Here is a 20,389-nt window from a genome sequence, read left to right on the forward strand (position 1 = left end):
CACCCTGAACTTGGGCGCATTGCGGTCCCATGCGGCTGCTCCCTTACCTTCGTGCGAATGCCTCGTTTCTGACAGCCGGTGCGATGCTTACCTTTCTGTCCTCTTTCGGACAGACCTATTTCATTTCGCTGTTTGCCGGAGAGGTTCGCACTTCTTTTGAACTAAGCCACGGCGCTTGGGGTGGCATCTACATGGTGGGGACCATGGCCTCTGCTGCGTTGATGATCTGGGCCGGTGGGTTGACCGACCTCTTCAGAGTACGCGTGCTGGCGCCGATTGTGCTCGGCGGGCTGGCTGCTGCCTGTCTGGCGATGGCGTTCAATCCATGGGTGTGGGCACTGCCGTTCATCGTCTTTGCACTGAGGTTCTTTGGCCAGGGTATGTGTTCGCATATTGCGGTCATTGCGATGGCACGGTGGTTTGTCGCAACGCGGGGTCGGGCACTGTCGATTGCGTCGCTTGGTTTTGCAATGGGAGAAGCGCTTGTCCCGATGGCGGTCGTTGCCGCCATGTCGATGATGGCGTGGCAAAACCTTTGGGTTATGGGCGCGATAGTCTGCATCGCCGCCATCCCGATCCTGTCACGTCTGCTGGCACAGGAACGCACACCCGCCTCGCACGCCGACTCTGATATTTCGGTGGGTATGTCCGGTCGACACTGGAGGCGGATGGAGGCGCTGCGGCATCCACTCTTCTGGTGCATGGTCCCTGCCGTTCTCGGACCTGCCGCTTTCAACACGGCATTCTTTTTCCACCAGGTGCATGTGTCCGAAATCAAGGGATTGGAACATCTGGTCTTCGTCAGCTTTTTTCCGCTTTACACGGCTGTCGGGATCACCTCGATGGTATTGTCAGGATGGGCATTGGACCGGCTTGGCACTGCGCGGCTGACACCGTTCTACCAATTGCCAATGGTCGCCGCGTTTCTGACTTTTGCGTTTACGCAAAGCGCAGGCGGGCTTGCTCTCGGCTTTGTCTTTCTCGGGATGACATCGGGCGCGAATTCGACCTTACCGAATGCGTTCTGGGCGGAATTCTACGGCACGGCACATATCGGATCGATCAAGTCCATGGCCACGGCGGTGATGGTCCTCGGGTCAGCCATCGGGCCCGGTCTGACCGGATTGCTGATCGACCTCGGAGTTGGGATTGAAACACAGTTCATCGGGGTTGCCATGTTCTTTGTCGCAACAACTCTTCTCATGGCTTTTGGAATCACCCGCGCCGCACGTGACATCCCCTCGGCGGTTACCGCTTCAGACCTCAGAACGCGGCAGCCGTGATCATTGCGACAACGATGTAGCGAATAGTCTTTGCGATACTGACCAGCAGGAAGAACAGCCAGACATTCGTTCGCATCACCCCGGCGACGATCGTCAGCGCATCACCAAGTGGTGCCCAGCTGAAAAGTAGGCTCCAAACGCCCCATTTCAGATACCAGGCCCGTGCCCGATCAAGTTGAGCTTCCGTCACAGGAAACCAGCGCCGCCCCCGGAATCGTTCGATCAAGCGCCCCAACAGGTAATTCAGGCCCGATCCGAGAATATTGCCGACACTGGCAAAAAGAACGATCCATTCAATCGCGATATCGCCGCGCAATTGCAGCGCGACGAACACGATTTCTGATTGGAATGGCAGGATCGTCGCCGCACCGAAGGCCACGAGAAACAATCCGCTCAGAGCGAGAAAGTCACTCCACATAGGCCATCGGATGCGGGATCAAGCTCAGTCCTGTTCAGCCGCAATCGGCTGACGGTCCGGCATCGGGTCGCGCGGCGGACGCCCGATCACGTCGCGCAGTTCATCGAGTTCGATGAAGTTGTCCGCCTGACGGCGAAGTTCATCTGCGATCATCGGCGGCTGGCTGCGAATGGTCGATACAACCGACACCCGGACGCCCTTGCGCTGAAGGCTTTCCACGAGCGGACGGAAATCGCCATCGCCCGAAAACAGAACGATGTGGTCGACATGATCGGCCAGTTCCATGGCATCGACTGTCAGTTCGATGTCCATGTTGCCCTTGACCTTACGACGGCCCTGGCTGTCGGTATATTCTTTCGCCGGTTTCGTCCTCATGTTGAAACCGTTGTAGTGCAGCCAATCGACCAGAGGCCGGATCGGCGAGTATTCGTCGTTTTCCAGAAGCGCAGTGTAGTAGAAGGCACGCAGAAGCTTGCCCCGGCGTACAAATTCCTGACGCAGCAGTTTGTAGTCGATATCAAAGCCAAGGGACTTTGCTGCCGCGTAAAGATTTGAGCCGTCAATGAACAGCGCTAAACGCTCGTCTTTGTAGAACATGAATTGAGCCTCTCAAAAATAATATGACAGCCTGTCCGACTTTCGGGAGTGGTTGGTCCGAAGCCACATGGCCAAGCCGCGACGCGTGATTTAATGATTCGACCGTGCATCGCAAGGTACGATTTCCGGTCAGGACCTCAAATATGACAACTTTATGAATGATTTTTATATCGCGTTGGGCGCAAATTTACCATCAGGCGAGCGTTCGCCAACAGATACACTACTGGCGGCACTGGATGAACTGGGGCGCACAGGTGTCGTGGACCTTATCGTCAGCCCTTTTTACAGTACCCCCTGTTTTCCACCGGGCGCAGGACCGGACTACGTGAACGCGGCGGCCCGGTTCAAATCCCGACTGACACCCGATGCCATGCTTGCCCGTCTGCACGAGATTGAGGCGCAGTTCGGACGAGAACGTCACGTACGTTGGGGGATGCGCACGCTGGATCTTGATTTGATCGCCTGTGACGGGATGGTCTTGCCGAACCTGGAAACCTACGCCAGATGGCGGGATTTGCCGCAGAAAACGCAAAAATCCCAAGCCCCGGAGACGCTCATCCTGCCGCATCCGCGCATGCAGGACCGCGCATTTGTGCTTGTGCCTATGCGGGACATTGCGCCAGACTGGCGTCACCCGGTCCTTGATCTGACCGTGGACGAGATGTGCAACAGGCTCTCGCCAGAAGCTCTGGCGGAGATAGTTGTGCTTGAGATCTGATATCGACTTGTATTCACGCTGTCAGAGCGATATCTAACAGGTTCTCGAAGCCTGCCCGATGAATTGGAGTTCCCATGGCCCGCGTAACGGTTGAAGATTGCGTTGACAAAGTCCCAAATCGGTTTGAGCTGGTGATGCTTGCTGCGCACCGTGCCCGCGAAGTCTCTGCCGGCGCTGCGATCACCGTCGATCGCGACAATGACAAAAACCCGGTTGTTGCGCTGCGCGAAATTGCAGAGGAAACTCAGTCGGCAGACGAACTTCGTGAGCGTCTGATCGAATCGAACCAGACCCAGATCGAGGTCGATGAGCCGGAAGAAGACGCCATGGCGCTGCTCATGGGTGCAGAACCCGACAAGCCCGCCGAAGACGATCTGTCCGAGGAAAAACTGCTCCGCGCACTGATGGAGGCGCAGGGTCAGGGCTAAGGCCCGCCGCGATGCGGGCCGCATGAGAATGAGGCGCCGATGATCGCGGCTGATGACCTTGTTGCGCTTGTTCGCAACTACAATCCGAAGACCAACGAAAAGTTGATCCGCGCGGCCTATGATTATGGCCGTGCGATGCATGAAGGGCAGTTCCGCCATTCCGGCGAACCCTATTTTTCGCATCCAGTGGCCGTCGCCGCCATTCTGACGGAACAGCAGCTTGATGACGCGACCATCATCACCGCGCTGCTTCACGACACAATCGAAGACACCAAGTCGACCTATAGCGAGGTCGCCAAACGTTTTGGTAGCGAAGTGGCCATGCTGGTCGATGGCGTTACCAAGCTGACCAATCTTCAGCTATCGAGTTCCGAAACCAAGCAGGCCGAGAATTTCCGCAAACTGTTCATGGCGATGTCCAAGGACCTGCGCGTAATCCTCGTGAAACTCGCCGACCGACTGCACAACATGCGCACTATCAAGGCAATGAAGCCGGAAAAGCAGGTGCAGAAGGCTCGCGAGACCATGGACATCTACGCGCCTCTGGCCGGGCGCATGGGTATGCAGTGGATGCGGGAAGAGCTTGAAGACCTCGCGTTCCGCGTCCTGAACCCGGAAGGTCGCGCAAGCATCATCCGGCGGTTCATTACGCTGCAAAAGGAAACGGGAGACGTGATCCACCGGATCACCGGCGACATGCGGCACGAGCTGGAAAAGGCCGGGATCGACGCCGAGGTATTCGGACGCGCAAAGAAGCCGTACTCGATCTGGCGCAAGATGCAGGAGAAAGAGATCGGGTTTTCCCGTCTTTCCGACATCTACGGCTTCCGGATCATCACCCGCTCCAAGGCCGATTGCTATGCCACGCTGGGTGTGATCCATCAACGCTGGCGGGCCATTCCGGGCCGTTTCAAAGATTACATCAGCGAACCGAAATCGAACGGCTATCGGTCGATACACACCACGGTGTCCGGCCGTGATGGCAAACGTGTCGAGGTGCAGATTCGCACACGTCAGATGCACGATGTCGCCGAAACGGGCGTCGCGGCGCACTGGTCGTACCGGGATGGCGTACGCAGCGAAAATCCGTTTGCCGTGGACCCTGCGAAGTGGGTTGCCTCCCTGACCGAGCAATTCGACGGCGAGGACGATCACGACGAATTCCTCGAAGCGGTCAAACTCGAGATGTACCCGGACAAGGTGTTCTGCTTCACGCCCAAGGGGGACGTGGTCAAACTGCCACGCGGGGCCACACCGCTGGACTTCGCCTACGCGATCCATACCCGAATCGGATCGGGCTGTGTCGGAGCCAAGGTCGACGGAATCCGCGTTCCGCTGTGGACCCGTCTCAAGAACGGACAGTCGGTGGATATCGTGACCGCCGAAGGGCAGAGCCCGCAGGCAACGTGGCTGGATATCGCAACAACGGGCAAGGCGAAGTCCGCCATCCGCCGCGCCCTTCGTGAGGCAGGGCGCGAGCGCTTTGCGCAGTTGGGACGGGAGCTGGCCCGCGCGGCCTTCGAGAACGTGGGGAAGAAAGCCAGCGACAAAGTGCTTGAAATGGCCGCACGCAACCTGCGCATCCCGGACGCGCAGGAACTGCTTGCTCGACTTGGCAGCGCCGAGATGTCTGCGCGCGAAGCAGTCGCCGCCGTCTATCCCGACCTTGCCCCGGAACCCACGGAATTTGTCGAAATCAAAAGCGCCGTCATAGGTCTTGAACATGGCCAGGCGTTTGACCGCGCCCCATGCTGCCAGCCGCTTCCGGGTGAGCGGATTGTCGGCATTGTTCAACGTGGCAAGGGCGTTGTTGTCCACAGTATCGACTGTGGCGCACTGGAAGGGTTCGAAGATCAACCGACTCGCTGGCTCGATCTGCACTGGGCCGACGGGAACCACCCACCGGTCTATTCCGTTTCACTTGAAATGACGATCGGCAACGACGCAGGCGTTCTGGGACGGATTTGCACATTGATCGGAGAACAGAAGGCCAATATCTCCGATCTGAATTTCGTGGATCGTAAGCCGGATTTTTACAAACTGCTCCTAGATATCGACCTGAGTGATGCCAATCATCTGCATGCCGTCATGTCAGCGTTGGAAGCGGAAAGTGATGTAGCGTCGGTCGTCCGAAGACGGGATCCCGCATTATCGATGCAAGCGGCTGCGGCCGAATAGGAAGATCGAAGGGACGCAAGTGGTATTCAAACGGCGGGACAGGCGGTCAATGCTGACCACCCTCCGTGAGGCTCTCTGGCCACGCGGTGGCTGGACCCGTGCCGCCCGCTATGTCCAGCACCGCCTGCACCGCCTGCCCGACCCGCCGGAACGAATTGCGCGTGGGATTTTTGCAGGTGTCTTGACCACGTTCACGCCATTTTACGGAATGCATTTCATAACGGCGGCCATCATTGCTTGGGTGATCCGCGGAAATATTCTTGCCTCTCTGCTGTCGACCTTCTTCGGCAACCCGCTGACCTACGTACCTATCAGCGTCGCCTCGCTGCAAACGGGGTACTGGCTGCTTGGGTTGGGCGAGATCGCGCATGAACACGGCAGCATCGGCTACAAGTTCGCCAAGGCCGGAGAAGATCTTTGGCGCAACTTCGTTGCCCTTTTCACTGAGGATAAGGCGGAATGGTCAGGTTTGACCATCTTCTACCACGAGGTCTTCTTCCCGTGGCTCGTCGGCGGAATCCTCCCGGGCATCATATGCGGGCTGATCTGCTATTACCTGTCGGTGCCGCTTATCCGGGCCTATCAGAACCGCCGCAAGGGTGTTTTGAAAGCAAAACTCGCCGCGCTGAAGAAAAAGAAGAAACAGGCTGACGACGGGCACGCAGCGGACTAGGTTCAGCCTCAGCAACGGAGGCAAGAATGACTGACTATGTGGGCCGCTTGCGGCTGGGTGTGAATATCGACCACGTCGCAACACTGCGCAATGCGCGCGGTGGGGACTTGCCCGACCCGGTGCGTGCAGCCCAACTGGCCGAAGAAGCCGGGGCCGATGGCATCACCGCCCATTTGCGGGAAGACCGCCGCCATATCATCGACAGCGACATCGACCGTCTTATGGACACACTGCGTGTGCCTCTGAATTTCGAAATGGCCGCCACGGATGAGATGCAGAAAATCGCCCTGCGTCACAAACCCCATGCAGTTTGCATCGTCCCCGAAAAGCGCGAAGAACGTACCACCGAAGGCGGGCTCGAGGTCGCGCGCGAGGAGAACAAACTGGCGGGATTCATCGCACCTCTGCGCGAGGCCGGCTGCCGTGTGTCAATCTTCATTGGTGCCGACGAACGTCAGATAACCGCCGCGCATCGCATCGGCGCGCAGGTCATCGAACTGCACACCGGCGCCTATTGCGATGCCCATGCCGAAGGCGATTTCGAAACCCGCGACCGTGAATTGGAGATGATGCGCGAGATGTCGGCGTATGCCCATTCGCTGGGTCTCGAGGTCCACGCGGGGCACGGATTGACCTACGACACTGTCACACCAGTTGCCGCTTTCCCCGAGGTGGTCGAGCTGAATATCGGGCATTTCCTGATGGGAGAATCGGTGTTCCGCGGCCTCGGTCCGGCCATCGCAGAGATGCGCCGCCTCATGGATGCCGCGCGGGCCTGACGGGACGGTATGGCCCGTCCGCTCCTGACCTACCTGGCGATCCTGATTGCGGGTCTTTCGATCCTCGTGCTCGAAGTCGCGCGAACCGGGGTGACGTTTACGGACAGGTCCGTAGGCCCCACGCCCGTGACCACGCTCGCGCGGGACGGCGCGGATGGGCCGAACGTGGTGATCGCCCATGGCTTCGCCGGATCACGCGAGATGATGCAGGGCTATGGCCTGACACTCGCGCAGGCGGGATACCGTGTGCACATGTTCGACTTTGAGGGCCACGGTGCGCATCCGGAGCCGATGTCGGGAGATGTGACTCGGATTGAAGGCACAACCCGCCTTCTCATGGACCAGACCCGCGCAGTAATCGACGATGTGGCGGATGGCACACCTGTCGCCCTTCTGGGTCATTCGATGGCAACGGACGTGCTGATCCGCGTTGCAATGGAGACGGACACCGGACCGCTTGTCCTGCTCTCAGCCTTTTCGCAGGCGGTAACGGCGGACCAGCCGAAAGACATGCTCCTGATTTCCGGCCAATGGGAACCGCATCTGCGGGAGTTCGGCGTCGATGCTGTGCAGATGGTCGATCCGGACGCACAGGAAGGCGAGACCGTGCAACAGGGCAACGTGATCCGCGCCGCGATCATCGCACCCTGGTCCGAACATGTCGCCATCTTGCAATCCCGCGCCGGACGTCTTGCAGCGCTCGACTGGCTGAACCGCGCCTATGACCGTGACATGATGGCATCCGCACCGCCAACCGGCTGGGCGTTCCTTGCCCTGATGGCGTCCATCACCGTTCTTGCCTCGCTTCTGGTGCGGCTTGTCGTGCCTGAAGCCCCGTTGCCCCCCAGCCACCAACCCGGCGTGCTTCGCTTTCTCGGCACTCTAATTGTTCCCGCCGTTCTGACACCCTTCCTCGCGCTGCCTCTGGATTTTGGCGTCTTACCGGTGCTCGTGGCCGATTACCTTGCCATCCATCTAGGTGTATTCGGCTTGCTCAGCCTCACCATGCAGCGCTGGCTTTGGGGGCCATTTACTCTTGGCTGGACCGGAATTGTGCCCTTTACACTGGCGCTTGTGGCGCTTCTTGCTTGGGGCATCGGCGTGTTCGGATTTGCATTGGACCGATACGGCGCGAACTTCTTTCCCATCGAAGAACGCCTGCCCATCATCGCAGCCTTGGTCATCGGCGCGATCCCATTCATGGTCGCTGACGCACAACTGGTTTGGAAAGCACCGCTCTGGCGGCGCATCGCAGCGCGCGTGGCGCTCTTGGTCTCATTGGGAATCGCGGTGGCGCTCGACCTCGAAGGATTGTTCTTTTTGCTGATCATTGCGCCAGTGATCATTCTGTTTTTCTTCGTCCACGGTGCAATGGGCCGCGCCTTCGGCAAACGCGCCGGGCCATTGCTGGCCGGGATAGCACTTGGGATCATCCTCGCGTGGGCGCTGGGTGTCAGCTTTCCTATGTTCGCGGTGGCAGGAGGTGGAACATGATCATCGGCATCGGAACCGATCTGGCCAATATTGAGCGCATTGCCGCCACGCTTGATCGGTTCGGCGACCGCTTCCGCAACCGCGTTTTCACAGAGATCGAACAGCGCAAGGCCGAGCGACGCCGAGATGTGGCCGGCACCTATGCCAAACGCTGGGCCGCCAAGGAGGCCTGTTCCAAGGCGCTTGGCACAGGGCTGCGTATGGGCATCGCATGGAAAGACATGTCGGTGCGCAACCTGCACACCGGACAACCGATCATGGAGGTCACGGGATGGGCCAAGAAACGGCTCGACGACCTCACTCCGCCGGGCCATGAGGCGATCATTCACGTGACCCTGACCGACGATCACCCATGGGCACAGGCCACCGTGCTGATCGAGGCACGGCCCAAGTAACAGGCGCTTGGCTTGACACCCGCGCCGCCCCCGCTCATGTAGCGCGGGACAACCGAGCAGAAGGCAGGAACATGGCGTCTGAATCCAAGAAAAGCGGCGGGATCGTCGAGACGATCAAAACCATCGTCTATGCGCTCCTGATCGCCGGAGTATTCCGCACCCTGTTTTTCCAGCCGTTCTGGATTCCATCAGGCTCCATGAAAGACACTCTGCTGATCGGGGACTTCCTCTTCGTCAACAAGATGTCCTACGGCTATTCCTATGCGTCCTGCCCGTCACTCTACCTGCCGAACTTCGGCATCGACATCGACGCGAAAGACCTCTGCGGCTGGGCCGATGGCGACAACAGCCGTCTTTTCGGCTCTGAGCCCGAACGCGGTGATGTCGCGGTCTTCCGCCATCCGGTGACCGGGCGCGACTTCATCAAGCGCGTGGTGGGCCTTCCCGGCGATGAAGTGCAGATGATCCGCGGTGTTCTCCACATCAATGGCGAAAGCGTCCAACTCGAGCCGCAGCCGGCATTCGAGGAAACCGCCGCACCTCAGGGCCCGCAGGGACTGCGTCCCCGGTGTTCAAATGGACCGGTCGGAACCGGCGGAACATGCGTGAAGGAGCGCTTTCTCGAAACGCTTCCCGGCGGCACGACCCATTCGATCCTGAACATCGGCAATCAGGGCTCTGACAACACGCCTGTCTACACCGTTCCGGAAGGCCATTACTTCATGATGGGCGACAATCGCGACAACTCCTCGGACAGCCGCGTACCAAACGTGGCCGGGGGCGTGGGCTTCGTACCGTTCGAAAATCTGGTCGGCAAAGCGAACCGTGTCATGTTCTCTTCGGCAGGATCATCCATGCTCTTTTTCTGGACATGGCGCAGCGACCGCTTCTTCGAGAAGATCGAATAGTGAAACTCTCGGCTGACCTTCAGGCGCTGTCGCAGCGCTTGGGGCATCGGTTCGAACGCCCCGAACTGCTGGTGCGCGCGGTCACTCATTCCTCGCGGTCCGGTGCGAACCGGACGGACAATCAGAGGCTTGAGTTTCTGGGCGACCGCGTTCTCGGACTGGTCATGGCTGAGGCTTTGCTGGCCGAAGACAAGACTGCTACTGAAGGCCAGCTTGCGCCCCGCTTCAATGCGCTTGTGCGCAAGGAAACCTGCGCCGACGTGGCGCGACAGATCGATCTCGGAGCGGCGCTGAAACTCGGACGGTCGGAAATGATGTCCGGGGGGCGCCGCAAGCAGGCGCTGCTTGGCGATGCGATGGAAGCCGTGATCGCTGCCGTGTATCTCGACGGCGGGTTCGGTGCCGCCAAAGAGCTGGTACTGCGCCTCTGGGGCGACAGGATCGGAACCGTCAAAGAAGACGCCCGCGATGCCAAGACGGCCCTTCAGGAATGGGCACAGGCTCGCGGGATGCCACCCCCCAGCTACATCGAAGTGTCCCGCGACGGACCGGATCACGCCCCGGTTTTCGTCATCGCCGTCAAACTCGAAGACGGACAGTCCGCAGAGGCGCGTGCCGGGTCAAAGCGGCAGGCAGAGCAGGCAGCGGCAAAGTCCCTGCTGTCGTTACTCGAAAAGAGCGGATCTTGAACGACAACCTGCGCGGCAGCCTGTTCATGGTTCTGGCCATGCTCGGCTTCGCGGTTGAGGATGCGTTTTTCAAGGCCGCAACGGCCACAGGTGGCGTTTCAGCAGGACTGGGCACAATCCTGTTTGGCACGTTCGGAACCGCGTTCTTCCTGCTCTACGCCCTGTGGACGAGGGAGCCGATCCTGCGCCGTGCGTATATCGAAGGGCCGCTGCTGATCCGCTCAGCTTTCGAAATCCTTGGGCGATTGTTCTTTGCCCTCAGCCTAGCCTTTGCTCCCCTGTCGACAACTTCGTCCATCCTTCAGGCTGCACCTCTGGTCGTGACGCTCGGAGCGGCACTCGTCCTGAAAGAAAAGGTCGGCCCGCGGCGCTGGGTGGCCATGATGATCGGCTTTGCCGGGGTTTTGATGATCTTGCGGCCCACGCCCTCGGGTTTCGATGCAACGGCAATCTTTGCCGTGCTTGGCATGATCGGTTTTGCCGGGCGGGATCTGATGACGCGCGCAAGTCCCCCCGAGGTTTCCGCAACGCAATTGGGCATCCTTGGCTTTCTCATGGTCTTTATCGCCGGGGTCGTGATCACGCTGTTCGAAACGGCTCCACCCTCGGCGCCCACGATTCCTGCGTTGTCACTATTGCTCGGCACTGGCCTTGCGGGTCTGGTCGGTTACAGCGCTCTGACCAAATCCATGCGCACCGGCGAAGTATCGGTCGTGGCGCCTTTTCGCTATGCGCGGCTTCTGATCGCGCTGGTATTCGCATTCGTTCTGTTCGGGGAACGACCCGATGCGGTGACCCTTATCGGAGCGGCCTTGATTGTTGGGAGCGGCGTCTACACTCTGATGCGCAGCGGGCGCAAAGACAGGGCTGGCTCTGCGCCCCGTTCTGGCGTATGACGCCGGGCTTCTGGATATGGAAAATGATATGACAACGCGCGCCGGTTTCGTCGCTCTGATCGGAGAGCCCAATGCGGGCAAGTCGACCCTGACCAACACGATGGTCGGGGCAAAAGTGTCGATTGTCACTCACAAGGTTCAGACCACACGCGCCCGCATTCGTGGGGTTGCCATCGAAGGCGATGCCCAGATCGTTTTCGTCGACACCCCCGGCCTGTTCAAACCGCGCCGCCGTCTTGACCGGGCGATGGTTGCGGCGGCATGGGGTGGCGCCGCAGATGCCGACATCATTGTCCTCCTGATCGAAGCCCATCGCGGAATCACGGAAGGTGTGAAAACGATCCTCGCAAACCTTGAAGACGTGGCAGGCAAACGGCCGGTAGCCCTTGCGATCAACAAGATCGACCGCGTCGAGGCCCCCAAGCTGCTCGCTCTTTCACAAGAGATGAATGAACGCTTCCCGTTTGCCCAAAGCTTCATGATTTCTGCCGAAAAGGGATATGGGGTCGATGATCTGCGCAAATGGCTGGCTCAGGAACTGCCGGAAGGGCCGTGGCTCTACCCCGAAGATCAGATCGCAGACCTTCCACTGCGGATGATCGCCGCCGAAATGACCCGCGAAAAGCTGACCCTTCGTCTGCATCAGGAACTGCCCTATCAGCTGACCGTCGAGACCGGGAACTGGGAAGAGCGCAAAGACGGATCCGCCCGTATCGATCAGGTCGTCTATGTCAGCCGCGATGGTCACAAGGGAATCGTGCTGGGCAATCGCGGCGAAACGATCAAGGCGATCAGCAAGGCGGCGCGCGAAGAGCTCGAGGAATTTCTGGGGCGTCGGATTCACCTGTTCGTGCAGGTGAAGGTACGCGAGAAATGGCTTGATGAGGCCGAGCGGTACTCCGAGATGGGACTTGATTTCAAGGACGGCAATGGCTGAGGCCCGACTGGCCAGCGGTTTTTGGGTCCAGGCGTATCTGCGCCGTCTGGCCCTGCATGACATTCCGGCTTTCGTGACCGCTCATGGCGACGACACGGCCGGGGCAGTGCTGGTCAAACTCAACACGCTCGACGGGCAGTCCAAGGCCTTCGTGCGCCAGTACGATCTGATGAGCGGCGCGCGCAACTGGCAGGTGTTGGCCGATGGCATCGAAGCGGACGTGGACGCCAGCATTGACCGGCAACGCAGCTTCGACAGCGATCTGTGGGTGATCGAAGTCGAAGACCGTGCCGGACGTCACCTGCTGGATGAAGACGGGTTATCGGGCTAGCCTCCCCGAATGGATTGGCGCGACACCGGTATCCTTCTCAGCAGTCGGCGACATGGCGAAAGCGCCATGATCATCGATGTGTTCACTCCAGAGCGCGGACGCCATGCGGGCGTGGTACGCGGAGGTGCCTCGCGCAAGGTGGCACCGATCCTGCAACCCGGAGCGCAGCTTGACCTCACTTGGCGGGCGCGGCTCGAAGACCATATCGGCAGCTACACTGTCGAATTGCAGCGCGCGCGTGCCGCCATCGCCCTGCAGAACCGAACGATGCTCGCCGGTCTCAACGCCGTGTTGGCGGTTCTGGCGTTTGTGCTGCCGGAACGCGAGGCGCACCCGGAACTTTATGCGCGGACGCAGACGCTGCTCGACCTGTTGGATCAACCCGATCTGTGGCCACTCGCACATCTGCGCTGGGAAACGTCACTGCTTGACGAATTGGGCTATGGCCTCGACCTGACCTGCTGCGCGGTGACCGGCGCAACGGAAGACCTGGTCTTTGTGTCTCCGAAATCAGGCCGCGCGGTATCAGCTTCCGGCGCCGGAGACTGGGCCGACCGGCTGCTCCCTCTGCCGGGCGTCCTTCGGGGAGAGGGCGAAGCAGAAGACGCCGATATCGTGACCGCCTTGGGAACAACGGGCTATTTTCTTGAACACAAACTTGCGATGGAGCAAGTCGGTAAGCCTCTGCCACAGGCCCGCGCGCGCTATATCGATTTGCTTGGCAGGCGGGCAACAACGGCACGCTGATCGCGCCCATTCCCCAACCTTTCATTTGAGTGGCCGCCAAGGCCAGATCACGCCGGGCTGCGGCAAAGGGCGACAATCGACAAAACCTCGTCTTTTCAGTCCCGGACCAGCAGGATAGGTAAAGGGCATGAACATGACGGTGCCCAACATCCTCACTGTCCTGCGCCTGCTCGCCGCGCCCGGTGTAGCATTGATGTTTCTTTATTTCTCGCGCCCTGCCGCAGACTGGTTCGCCCTCATCCTGTTCATTCTGGCAGCCATCACCGATTGGTTCGACGGCTATCTCGCCCGCGCGTGGAAACAGGAAAGCAAGTTGGGCGCCATGCTCGACCCGATTGCTGACAAGGCGATGGTGGTGATCGCCCTGATGGTAATCGTCGGATACTCTTCCATGTCGCCCTGGCTCGTCCTGCCCGCGACATTCATCCTGTTCCGCGAAGTCTTCGTGTCCGGCCTGCGCGAATTCCTTGGCGACACCGCCGGCACACTCAAGGTGACGCCGTTGGCCAAATGGAAAACCACGCTCCAGATGATCGCCATCGCCGTTCTTTTTGCGCAGGGCGTGTTTGAGCACTACCTTGGTATGTCTGCAATGGGGATGAGTCCCGAGATATTCCAAGGCGTGATGATGGGTGAGATCGAAGACCTGCACGGGCTTTGGTGGAAACATGCAGGCATGGTCTGGGCCGGCAATATCGGTCTGGTGCTTTTGTGGGTCGCAGCCTTTCTGACACTGATCACCGGCTGGGATTATTTCCGCAAAGCGGTGCCCTTTTTGAAGGATTGAGCAGATGGATGTCCTCTATTTCGCGTGGGTCCGGGAACGGATTGGGCTGCCGAAAGAAACCGTGACGACCACAGCCAAAACGGTGGCGGAACTGGTGGCGGAACTGCGCGCGCGGGAAGATCGGTATGAACTGGCGTTTTCGGATCTGAGCGCCCTGCGTGTGGCTGTGGATCAGGAGCTGACCGATTTCGACGCCTCGATCGAAGGCGCACGCGAGGTCGCGTTTTTTCCCCCGATGACAGGGGGCTGACATTTATGCGGATCGTCGTTCAGGAGGCCCCGTTCGATTTCGGCCAAGAGGCGGAAGCCTTTGCCAATGGGCGTCACGACATGGGGGCAATTGTCACCTTCACCGGTGTCGTGCGGGATTTCGGGCAGGGTGGGCTCGATGCAATGGAGATCGAGCACTACCCCGGGATGACCCAGAAGGCGCTCGAAAAAATCGCCTCTGAAGCCGTATCACGCTGGTCTCTTGGCGACGCGCTCGTGATACACCGATACGGTCGGATGGAGCCGGGCGAGAAAATCATGATGGTCGCCACCGCCGCGCCGCACCGCAAGGACGCGTTCGAAGCGGCGGAGTTTCTGATGGACTACCTCAAGTCCCGCGCGCCTTTCTGGAAAAAAGAACATGCGAGAACCGGAAAGACCGACTGGGTGGCCGCAAAAGATGAAGACGAAGACGCCCTGAACCGCTGGTAACTTGCTCAGGTCCTGTTTCGGTCATATCGTTTGACCAATCACAGCGGTAGCGAGTCCCATGCCCTTTCAGCCCGTCACACCCGAAAAGCTGTCGACCTCTGTCACACGGCAGATCGAAAAGCTGATCTTGCAGGGCATCCTGCGCCCCGGCGAACGTTTGCCATCCGAACGCGAGCTGTCCGAGCGCTTGAACGTCTCGCGCCCATCGCTTCGCGAGTCCATCGCGGATCTGTCTGAGCGCGGATTGCTGGTGAGCCGTGCTGGCGCTGGTGTCTTCGTTGCTGACGTGCTTGGGTCCGCGTTTTCCGATGCGCTGATCCAACTTTTTGCCAATCACGACGAGGCCGTGTTCGATTACCTGTCTTTCCGAAAAGACATGGAAGGTCTGGCCGCCGAGCGGGCCGCGCGTCTTGCGTCAGACACGGATCTCAAGGTCATCAACACCGTCTACGAGCGCATGGAGGCCGCGCACAAAAAGAGGAACCCTGCGGATGAAGCGGCGCTGGACGCGGAGTTTCACCTGTCGATCATCGAAGCGAGCCATAATGTCATCATGCTGCACATGATGCGCTCAATGTACCAGCTCTTGCGGGAAGGGGTGTTCTACAACCGCCAGATCATGTTCCGCCAGCGCACGACCCGCGCCACCCTGCTTGGTCAGCACCGTGCCATCAACGATGCGCTGCAGGCGCGCGAGCCGGAGGCCGCGCGCAAGGCGGTGGTGGATCACCTGACCTATGTCGAGACCTGTCTTGCCGACAACCGAAAGGCCGAAGCGCACGAGGAAGTGGCCAAGAAACGCTACGAGCACACCTTGGCCAAAGGCTGAAATATTCGGGTTCTAGCTGGCGACACGCGCCTTCATCAGACCCTCGTCCTTCAACCGCGCGTGACATTCGTCCAGCGACTGCCACGCGCGCTCGATCAGCGTGTCGATCTCGTCTTTCGCAATGACCAGAGGCGGCGAAATGATCATACGGTCGCCGACATGGCGCATTACGAGGTTGTTTGAGAAACACCGTTCCCGACAAATGAAACCAACGGTGCCCGCTTCGGCTTCGAAAGCCGCGCGCGATGCCTTGTCCGGCGTCAGAGCGATCGAGCCCATCATGCCCACGATCTTTGCCTCTCCCACCAGCGGGTGATCGGTCAGCGTTTCGAATTTTTCCTTGAGGTAAGGCGCGGTTTCCGTGGCGACTTTTTCGACGATCTTTTCCTCGTCGAGAATACGCAGGTTTTCCAGCGCCACCGCACAGGCCACCGGGTGGCCGGAATATGTATAACCATGGTTGAATTCGATCGAGTTGATCACTTCAGCCACTTCGTCACAGATGATGGACCCACCGATCGGCTGATACCCCGAAGACAGCCCCTTGGCGATCGTCATGATGTGCGGACGGATGTTCATCGTCTGGCTTCCAAACCAGTTGCCGGTACGCCCAAAGCCACAAATCACTTCGTCCGCAATCAGCAGGATGCCGTATTTGTCGACGATGCGCTGGATCTCCGGCCAATAGGTATCCGGCGGGACAATAACACCACCTGCCCCCTGGATGGGCTCGGCAATGAATGCGGCAACCCGCTCGGGACCAAGCTCTTCGATGGCCGCCTCGAGCTGGCGGGCACGCTCCAACCCGAACTCTTCAGGGGTCATGTCGCCACCTTCGGCCCACCAGTTCGGCTGGTCGATATGATGAATGTCCGGGATGGGCAGCCCACCCTGCATGTGCATACCCTTCATGCCACCCAGGCTGCCCGACCCTACAGAGGACCCGTGATAGGCGTTCCAGCGGGAAATCACGATATTCCGCTCGGGCTGACCTTTTTCCGCCCAATAGGTCCGCACCAGCCGCAGGTTGGTGTCATTCGCCTCTGAACCCGACCCTGCAAAGAAGGTATGGTTGAAGCCCTCCGGAGCCAGTTCGGCCAGCTTTTTCGAGAGCGCGATCGCAGGCACATGCGTGGTCTGGAAGAACGTGTTGTAGTAGGGCAGTTCTTCCATCTGGCGCGCTGCAGCCTGTGCCAGTTCCTTGCGACCGTAGCCGATATTCACGCACCAAAGCCCGGCCATCGCGTCAAGGATCCTGTTTCCATCACTGTCGGTGAGCCATGCCCCATTGGCCCGCGTTATGATGCGGGCGCCTTTGCCGGCCAACCCGGAACCGTGAGTGAACGGATGCATGTGATGTGCCGCATCCAGCGCCTGAAGTTCAGAAGTCGGCATGTGATTGGTGATCGAAACCATGGGGACAGATCCTCTCAGAAAGGTTGCCGCCAAAATATGATCAAATTATTTCAAGTCAATCGAATCAGACAAGGCCCTGACGGATTTGCTCCATTCCCTGAGTGACGTCGCCATCCATCGCCTCTGCTGCGGCCGCTCCATCCTGCGAGGCCAGCGCAGCAAGCACATCCTTGTGAAGATCCGGAAGATTCCGCGTCCCGAACTGACCACAGACGACTCGAAGCGACGGTCCGAACCGCAGCCAGAGCCGATCCACCATCTCAGTCAGGATGGGTGCATTCGCGAGCGCGTTCAGATCAGCGTGGAAACGGTGATTCTCCACGAGATATCGATGCACATCCCCGCGTCGGATGGCATCGTCCAGCGCCGCGTCGATCGCAGTGAGTCGGGCAACGTCTTCTGCACCTGCCCGCTGCGCAGCACGCCGCGCCAGTTCCGGCTCCAAAGCTTTTCGGGCAACGGTCAGTTCTTCCACCGCACGGGAATCCAGCACTGGAACGGCGATTCGCCTGTTGCCCAAAAACTCAAGCGCCCCTTCCGCCGTAAGCCGCCTCAGAGCCTCCCGCACAGGAGTCATCCCGACACCCATCGACTCAGTCAGCCCCTGGATCGTCACTGGTTGGCCCGGCTCGAATTCCCCAAACAGAACCTGATCCCGCAGATCCCGGTACACCAGTTCATGCGCAGGCAACCGTATGGGCCCGGAAACAGGCGATGTGGATGTTTGACCGGCCATGCCACTCCTCGCAAACTGCTGTCGCTTTAGGCACAATGCCCGAAAGCCAGCCCCTGACAAGTCATCTTGCACGTTCATTCCTGACATGGAAACATGACGGCTATTGCCAGATCGGGCAAGATTTGATCAAATTCAAATCCACGGGGCCGCAAGCGCTCCGGGATCAACGGGAGACTTTCATGAAAACCCATCTGCTGACCATGACCGCAGGTGCCGCACTTATGGCCTCACTCGCCCATGCAGAAGAAGTGCGCGTCTACAACTGGTCTGACTATATCGACGAAGAGCTGCTCACGAAGTTTGAGGAAGAAACCGGGATCGACCTCATCTACGACGTGTTCGACAGCAACGAACTGCTTGAAACCAAAATGCTGGCCGGTGGCTCGGGCTACGACGTGGTTGTCCCGTCGGGAACCTTCCTTCAGCGCCAGATTCAGGCAGGGTCGTTCCAGAAGCTCGACAAGTCGAAGCTGCCGAACCTCGGAAACATGTGGGACGTGGTCGAACAGCGCACTGCGCAGTACGACCCCGGCAACGATTACTCGATCAACTACATGTGGGGCACCACGGGCATCGGTGTGAATGTCGGCAAGGTTCAGGAAATCCTCGGACCGGATGCGCCCATCGACAGCTGGGAACTGATTTTCAACCCTGACAATATCTCCAAGCTCGCGGAATGTGGCGTTCACATGCTCGACGCCCCGGCAGAGATGATCCCGGCCGCACTGAAATATATCGGTGAGAATCCGGACAGCCATGATCCCGACGTGATCGCCAAGACCGAGCCGGTCTTCATGGCCATCCGTCCGCATATCCAGAAATTCCACTCGTCCGAATACATCAACGCGCTGGCGAATGGCGACATCTGTGTCGCTGTCGGCTGGTCCGGCGATATCCTTCAGGCGCGGGATCGTGCGGCCGAGGCCGACAACGGTGTCGAAGTGGCATATAATGCGCCCAAGGAAGGTGCGCAGATGTGGTTCGACCAGATGGCGATCCCGGTCGATGCCCCGAACCCGGATGCAGCGCACAAGTTCCTGAACTTCATCATGGATGCCGAGAACATGGCTGCAGCGTCGAACTATGTGTACTACGCCAACGGCAATGCGGCGTCCAAAGATTACCTGATCGAAGACGTGATCGGCGATCCGGCGATCTACCCGTCGGAAGAAGCGCTAAACAACCTCTTCACCACGACGCCTTGGGACCCCCGCGTGCAGCGGACCGTTACACGGCTCTGGACAAAGATCAAATCGGGCACCTGATCCGATTTGTCCCCGCCCGCCCTGTCACCGGGGCGGGCTTTCTCTTTCGGATATCCTTATGAACCAGCCAGTCTTTGCCACGTGGAATGACCCCGATGCAAAACCGCTGATCCAGTTTCGAAATGTCACGAAACGGTTCGGCGACTTCACCGCAATCGACGACCTGACCCAGGACATCTTCGAAAAGGAATTCTTTGCGCTGCTCGGTCCCTCTGGATGTGGCAAAACTACGATGATGCGCATGCTGGCCGGCTTCGACATGCCAAGCGAAGGCCAGATCTTTATTGCCGGTCAGGACATGGCGCGGATCCCACCGAACAAGCGTGCGGTGAACATGATGTTCCAGTCCTATGCTCTGTTCCCGCACCTGTCTGTCTGGGACAACATCGCCTTCGGACTGAAGCGCGAAGGCAAGGACAAAGAGGCGATAAATGCGCGCGTCGAAGAGATGCTGCGCCTCACCCGCCTCAGCAAGTTTGCAAAGCGCAAACCCCACCAGATTTCCGGCGGCCAACGCCAGCGCGTGGCACTCGCACGATCGCTGGCCAAAGCCCCGAAACTGCTCCTGCTGGATGAACCTCTCGGCGCGCTCGACAAGAAGCTGCGCCAGGATACCCAGTTCGAGCTGATGGACATTCAGGAAAAGACGGGCACCACATTCGTGATCGTGACGCACGACCAGGAAGAGGCGATGACCGTGGCAAGCCGCGTCGCCGTCATGGACGAAGGCCGCATCATTCAGGTCGCGACTCCGGCGCAAATCTACGAAGCACCAAACTCCGTTTACGTGGCGGATTTCATAGGCGATGTGAACATCATCTCGGGCCGCGCCAAACCCACTGGCGAGAAGGTTGCAATCCAATGGGCCGAAGGTCAGCCGGATATCCTCGGCACAACCACCACCAAGTTTGACGCCGGACAGGAAATCCATTTCGCCATCCGCCCCGAAAAGGTTGCCATCAGCACGGAAGAGCCGCTGGACGCTGCCAACAAGCTTCAGGGCAAGGTGCTCGATATCGCATATCTCGGCAACATCTCGACCTATCACGTTGAACTGCCCACCGGGCATGTGATCAAGGCACAGACCGCAAACACGCGCCGCCTGTCGCGACGCCAGATTACGTGGGAAGACCCGGTCTGGATCAGCTTTACCGACACCGCGGGTGTCCTTCTGGAGCGCTGA

The 20,389-nt window shown here is 59.3% G+C and carries 24 protein-coding genes; 20 read left to right on the forward strand and 4 right to left on the reverse strand.

Annotated elements, in window-relative coordinates; genetic code table 11:
- The first annotated feature begins 29 nt into the window (after positions 1-29).
- Positions 30-1,283 (forward strand): MFS transporter, encoded by a 1,254-nt coding sequence (locus MGEO_RS01005; protein WP_085634829.1) that lies wholly within the window; start codon positions 30-32, stop codon positions 1,281-1,283.
- Here the strand turns inward: MGEO_RS01005 and MGEO_RS01010 are convergent.
- Positions 1,264-1,701, reverse strand: a complete 438-nt coding sequence (locus tag MGEO_RS01010) for a YqaA family protein (protein ID WP_085634830.1) — start codon at positions 1,699-1,701, stop codon at positions 1,264-1,266. The two genes, MGEO_RS01005 and MGEO_RS01010, sit on opposite strands and share 20 nt — an antisense overlap.
- A gap of 24 nt (positions 1,702-1,725) precedes the next feature.
- Positions 1,726-2,298: a LabA-like NYN domain-containing protein gene (locus MGEO_RS01015; protein ID WP_085634831.1), complete on the reverse strand. Its 573-nt coding sequence runs from the start codon at positions 2,296-2,298 to the stop codon at positions 1,726-1,728.
- 154 nt (positions 2,299-2,452) lie between these two features.
- Between MGEO_RS01015 and folK the strand changes: the two genes are divergently transcribed.
- The 17 genes from folK to MGEO_RS01100 all read left to right on the forward strand — a co-directional run bounded on the left by folK (position 2,453) and on the right by MGEO_RS01100 (position 15,789).
- Positions 2,453-3,016, forward strand: coding sequence for a 2-amino-4-hydroxy-6-hydroxymethyldihydropteridine diphosphokinase (gene folK, locus MGEO_RS01020; RefSeq protein ID WP_085634832.1), 564 nt, complete (start codon positions 2,453-2,455; stop codon positions 3,014-3,016).
- 74 nt (positions 3,017-3,090) lie between these two features.
- Positions 3,091-3,444, forward strand: a complete 354-nt coding sequence (rpoZ, locus tag MGEO_RS01025; RefSeq protein ID WP_085634833.1) for a DNA-directed RNA polymerase subunit omega — start codon at positions 3,091-3,093, stop codon at positions 3,442-3,444.
- A gap of 39 nt (positions 3,445-3,483) precedes the next feature.
- Positions 3,484-5,622 carry a RelA/SpoT family protein gene (locus tag MGEO_RS01030; RefSeq protein ID WP_085634834.1) on the forward strand — a complete coding sequence of 713 codons (2,139 nt, stop codon included), beginning with the start codon at positions 3,484-3,486 and terminating at the stop codon, positions 5,620-5,622.
- A 19-nt stretch (positions 5,623-5,641) separates the two neighbouring features.
- On the forward strand, positions 5,642-6,295 hold the full coding sequence (locus MGEO_RS01035) for a DUF2062 domain-containing protein (RefSeq protein ID WP_085634835.1): 654 nt from the start codon (positions 5,642-5,644) through the stop codon (positions 6,293-6,295).
- Positions 6,296-6,321: 26 nt separating this feature from the next.
- The gene (locus MGEO_RS01040) at positions 6,322-7,074 is read left to right on the forward strand and encodes a pyridoxine 5'-phosphate synthase (RefSeq protein ID WP_085634836.1); all 753 of its coding nucleotides are present in this window, start codon (positions 6,322-6,324) and stop codon (positions 7,072-7,074) included.
- 9 nt (positions 7,075-7,083) lie between these two features.
- Complete coding sequence (locus tag MGEO_RS01045) at positions 7,084-8,568, forward strand: alpha/beta hydrolase (RefSeq protein WP_085634837.1); 1,485 nt, start codon at positions 7,084-7,086, stop codon at positions 8,566-8,568.
- Complete coding sequence (gene acpS, locus MGEO_RS01050; protein WP_085634838.1) at positions 8,565-8,963, forward strand: holo-ACP synthase; 399 nt, start codon at positions 8,565-8,567, stop codon at positions 8,961-8,963. The genes MGEO_RS01045 and acpS overlap by 4 nt, the downstream gene beginning before the upstream one ends.
- 71 nt (positions 8,964-9,034) lie before the next feature.
- Positions 9,035-9,871, forward strand: coding sequence for a signal peptidase I (gene lepB, locus MGEO_RS01055; RefSeq protein ID WP_085634839.1), 837 nt, complete (start codon positions 9,035-9,037; stop codon positions 9,869-9,871).
- A complete protein-coding gene (gene rnc, locus MGEO_RS01060; RefSeq protein ID WP_085634840.1) occupies positions 9,871-10,560 on the forward strand; it encodes a ribonuclease III in 690 nt (229 codons plus the stop codon). The genes lepB and rnc overlap by 1 nt, the downstream gene beginning before the upstream one ends.
- The gene (locus MGEO_RS01065; protein ID WP_085634841.1) at positions 10,557-11,456 is read left to right on the forward strand and encodes a DMT family transporter; all 900 of its coding nucleotides are present in this window, start codon (positions 10,557-10,559) and stop codon (positions 11,454-11,456) included. Before rnc ends, MGEO_RS01065 begins: the two co-directional genes overlap by 4 nt.
- A 28-nt stretch (positions 11,457-11,484) precedes the next feature.
- The gene (gene era / locus MGEO_RS01070; RefSeq protein WP_085635231.1) at positions 11,485-12,393 is read left to right on the forward strand and encodes a GTPase Era; all 909 of its coding nucleotides are present in this window, start codon (positions 11,485-11,487) and stop codon (positions 12,391-12,393) included.
- Positions 12,386-12,724, forward strand: coding sequence for a DUF1491 family protein (locus MGEO_RS01075; RefSeq protein WP_085634842.1), 339 nt, complete (start codon positions 12,386-12,388; stop codon positions 12,722-12,724). The genes era and MGEO_RS01075 overlap by 8 nt, the downstream gene beginning before the upstream one ends.
- Positions 12,725-12,733: 9 nt before the next feature.
- The gene (recO, locus tag MGEO_RS01080) at positions 12,734-13,471 is read left to right on the forward strand and encodes a DNA repair protein RecO (RefSeq protein ID WP_085634843.1); all 738 of its coding nucleotides are present in this window, start codon (positions 12,734-12,736) and stop codon (positions 13,469-13,471) included.
- Between the two features lie 127 nt (positions 13,472-13,598).
- Positions 13,599-14,258, forward strand: coding sequence for a CDP-diacylglycerol--glycerol-3-phosphate 3-phosphatidyltransferase (gene pgsA, locus MGEO_RS01085; protein ID WP_085634844.1), 660 nt, complete (start codon positions 13,599-13,601; stop codon positions 14,256-14,258).
- Between the two features lie 4 nt (positions 14,259-14,262).
- Positions 14,263-14,508: a molybdopterin converting factor subunit 1 gene (moaD, locus tag MGEO_RS01090; protein WP_085634845.1), complete on the forward strand. Its 246-nt coding sequence runs from the start codon at positions 14,263-14,265 to the stop codon at positions 14,506-14,508.
- 5 nt (positions 14,509-14,513) lie between these two features.
- Complete coding sequence (locus MGEO_RS01095; protein WP_085634846.1) at positions 14,514-14,960, forward strand: molybdenum cofactor biosynthesis protein MoaE; 447 nt, start codon at positions 14,514-14,516, stop codon at positions 14,958-14,960.
- A 58-nt stretch (positions 14,961-15,018) separates the two neighbouring features.
- Positions 15,019-15,789, forward strand: coding sequence for an FCD domain-containing protein (locus MGEO_RS01100; RefSeq protein ID WP_085634847.1), 771 nt, complete (start codon positions 15,019-15,021; stop codon positions 15,787-15,789).
- Positions 15,790-15,801: 12 nt separating this feature from the next.
- On the opposite strand, the gene MGEO_RS01105 is transcribed toward MGEO_RS01100, so the two are convergent.
- Entirely contained in the window at positions 15,802-17,205 is a 1,404-nt protein-coding gene (locus MGEO_RS01105; protein WP_085634848.1) for an aspartate aminotransferase family protein, read from the reverse strand.
- A 64-nt stretch (positions 17,206-17,269) separates the two neighbouring features.
- Positions 17,270-17,941 carry a GntR family transcriptional regulator gene (locus MGEO_RS01110; protein ID WP_085634849.1) on the reverse strand — a complete coding sequence of 224 codons (672 nt, stop codon included), beginning with the start codon at positions 17,939-17,941 and terminating at the stop codon, positions 17,270-17,272.
- A gap of 179 nt (positions 17,942-18,120) precedes the next feature.
- Between MGEO_RS01110 and MGEO_RS01115 the strand changes: the two genes are divergently transcribed.
- Positions 18,121-19,206, forward strand: a complete 1,086-nt coding sequence (locus tag MGEO_RS01115; protein WP_085635232.1) for a polyamine ABC transporter substrate-binding protein — start codon at positions 18,121-18,123, stop codon at positions 19,204-19,206.
- A gap of 58 nt (positions 19,207-19,264) precedes the next feature.
- Positions 19,265-20,389 (forward strand): ABC transporter ATP-binding protein, encoded by a 1,125-nt coding sequence (locus MGEO_RS01120; protein ID WP_085634850.1) that lies wholly within the window; start codon positions 19,265-19,267, stop codon positions 20,387-20,389.

The sequence above is a fragment of the Marivita geojedonensis genome (assembly GCF_002115805.1).
Taxonomy (GTDB): domain Bacteria; phylum Pseudomonadota; class Alphaproteobacteria; order Rhodobacterales; family Rhodobacteraceae; genus Marivita; species Marivita geojedonensis.